The organism is Rhodoblastus sp., assembly GCF_052145335.1.
Lineage (GTDB): Bacteria > Pseudomonadota > Alphaproteobacteria > Rhizobiales > Beijerinckiaceae > Rhodoblastus.
In genome coordinates, this window is sequence record NZ_JBKQOU010000136.1 from 1 (window position 1) to 2,909 (window position 2,909).

The following is a 2,909-nucleotide window of genomic DNA, read 5'->3' on the forward strand; positions in this document are numbered from 1 at the left end:
TCCGCCAGGTCGACGCCAACGCGCCCTTCCGCGCCGTGCGCGCCAGCCGGGGAAAATTCACCCGCGCCGAGCCGGTGGCCGCGCTTTACGAACAGGGCAGGGTGCGCCATTGCGGCGTCTTCGCCAAACTCGAAGACCAGATGTGCCTGATGACGCCGGATTTCGACCGCTCGCGCGCCGGCTATTCACCCGATCGCGTCGACGCTCTGGTCTGGGCGGTGTCCTCGCTGGTGTTCGAACAAGGCGAGGGCGCGGCGGTGTTTGAATTTTACCGGGAAATGGCGGCGCAGGAGCAGGGCAAGCAATGATGGCGCCGCGCGCTGCTGAACGCGCTGGGGCGCGCTGCGATTTGCCGCCCGCGCCGCGATTTTGCCGCACGGCGCAATTGACCGACCGCGGCGTCGTGCGGGGCGAAGGCGTTGTCGTCGCGCCGCTGGCGAGGCGCAGGGATGGGACCGCTACCCCCGGCGAGCGTCGCGCAAGGTTTGATCGCGGGCGGGGCGATGCAAGTCTCCGCGGGCGTTTATGCTCTGACCGGCGGCTCGTTGCTCTCCCTGACCGCCGCCGGCTGGGTGCTCTCTCACGGACCCAAGGGCGATATTCAAGATGGCCCGGGCTATTGGCTGCCCGGCGCTTTGTCCAGTAATACGTCCGATGAGGACGGCAAGGCCGAGGCGCCGGAAGTTCCGCAAGACCCGACAAATGCGCCCGCTGCCAGAGGCCCTTCAAAAACCCCGAATACCGGATATCCTGGGACAATATATAAGAATCCGGGTAGCGGACAGGAACGGACTTATGGTCCCGATGGAAAGCCGCTGACGGACATTGACTTTGATCACGACCATGGTCAAGGCGTTCCTCACTAACATGATTGGGTCAATGGCGTTCGTGGACCAGGAAAGCCGATCAAATAGAGTGGGGCCAAGAATTGGCGCATGGCGAAAACAGTGGCGTTGATCCTCGATACAAATTTTGGCGATCAAATTCTTTCCTTGGCGTAGCAAATGCCGGTATGGATCATTGCGAGCCCTCTCAACGACCATGCCGTCGCGGCGCTACGTTCAAAGTTTGAGGATGGGCATCTTACGACCTTGCTCAGGCTTCCGAACGAAAGATCTGCCGACACACTGACCCGCGCACTGATTGCGATTGACGAACATCATGGCGGAGAAGGTCAGGATGACTCATACGAAGTTGTAGAAGTGTATGGAGCGAAAGAGCCGCCTTCTAATAAGCTTTCGTCAGAATTAGGCTTTCGTTCTTTTGTCTCCACTCACTATGGGTTTAGAGCACAGAAATAAAAAAACGAGAGCCGTGTCCGATTGAATCGGATCGGAAAAGCCTCTCGTCTGCGGCGCATGTTCGTTCGCATCCCGGTGAAAATATTCACCACGCAAATTCTTAAATCTCGGAGTCAAACATGAGCGAACGCGGCGCGGGCCTGCCACGCTGGTCCCTTTCGCCTGTCGAGGTCACCGCCCGATTCAGCGACAGCACAAACGGCGCGGCCGACTGGTTTGGTCCCTCGGCGCCGCAGGCGCCCGGCGCCCCGGCCGATGTCGCCGGCCGGCAATGGGATTTTCCCGCCGGCTATAATCTCAATATCCGCACCCGCTCCTATGAAGCGATTTCTTTCGCCGATCTGCGCTCTATTGCAGACGCCTACGATCTTTTGCGGCTGGTGATCGAGACGCGCAAAGACCAGATCGAGCGGATGAACTGGAGCATCCGCGTCAGGTCCGGCGCCAGCGCCGACGCCGCGCAAATCGCCAAGGTGGAGAAGTTCTTTCATCGGCCCGACGGCGCCCATGACTGGGCCGCCTGGATGCGCATGGTGCTGGAAGACCTGTTCGTCATCGATGCGCCGGCTTTGTGGTGCGAGCGCGACCGTTCCGGCGCGTTGCTCGCCCTGCATCCGCTCGATGGCGCGACCATAAAACCGGTGCTCGACGCCTGGGGCCGCACGCCGCGTCCTTTCGCGCAGAACGGCAAGCTGGTCTATCCCGTCGCCTATCAGCAGATCTTGAAGGGCATGCCGGCGGTCGATTATTCCGAGCGCGACATCGTCTATCGCCCGCGCAATGTCCGCTCCCATCGCGCCTATGGCTATTCGCCGGTCGAGCAGGTGATCGCCACTGTCAATATCGGCATGAAGCGGCAATTGAACCAGCTGAGCTATTACAGCGAAGGCAATATTCCCGAGAGCCTGATCGGCGTGCCCGACGCCTGGACGCCGGACCAGATCAAGAATTTCCAGGATTATTGGGATCTCTATTTCACCGGCGATCTGGCGCGGCGGCGGCGGGCGAAATTCGTGCCCGGCGGCGTCGCCCGCACTTTTATTCAGACCAAGGAGCCGGAGCTGAAAAACGCTTTCGACGAATGGATCGCCCGCGTCGTCTGTTTCGCCTTTTCCGTCTCGCCGCAGCCCTTCGTCAATCAGATGAACCGCGCCACCAGCGAGACGCAGAAGGACATTGCCGACGAGGAAGGCCTGCTGCCGATCCTCGCCTGGATCAAGCGCCTCTGCGACCATGTGATCCGCGACTTGCTCGGCGCCGACAATCTGGAATTCGCCTGGGGCCACGAAAGCGTCATCGACCCGACCGTGCAGCGCGCCAATCTCGTCGCCTATGTCGGCGCCGGGATGATGACGCGCCGGCGCGCCGCCGAAATTCTGGGAGAGATTTTGCCCGACGATCCGATGGCGGATTTGCTGATGGTGACGACCGGGCAGGGGGTGGTGAGGTTGGGAAGTAATTCCACCGAGGCGCCAGTTGGCTCCGCAGAGAAACTGAGTTGCCGCAACCAGAGCCCTGGTTCACTTGTACGACCAAGGATAACGTCAACGGTAAACAACGATTCGGTTGTCGAGGCAAAAAAATTCAACCAAAATCACGATGAACTAG

At 60.4% G+C, this 2,909-nt stretch carries 4 protein-coding genes; all 4 read left to right on the plus strand.

The genetic code is table 11. The annotated features are described in order from the left end of the window. A partial coding sequence (locus ACLP2E_RS09460; RefSeq protein WP_442465764.1) for a phage terminase large subunit family protein occupies window positions 1–308 on the plus strand: 308 nt, incomplete at its 5' end. A gap of 141 nt (window positions 309–449) precedes the next feature. Beyond that, entirely contained in the window at window positions 450–866 is a 417-nt protein-coding gene (locus ACLP2E_RS09465; protein WP_442463861.1) for a hypothetical protein, read from the plus strand. Window positions 867–1,004: 138 nt separating this feature from the next. Next, window positions 1,005–1,301: a hypothetical protein gene (locus tag ACLP2E_RS09470; RefSeq protein WP_442465765.1), complete on the plus strand. Its 297-nt coding sequence runs from the start codon at window positions 1,005–1,007 to the stop codon at window positions 1,299–1,301. 119 nt (window positions 1,302–1,420) lie between these two features. Continuing rightward, window positions 1,421–2,909 (plus strand): phage portal protein (locus ACLP2E_RS09475; RefSeq protein ID WP_442465766.1); only part of this gene is annotated, 1,489 nt, incomplete at its 3' end.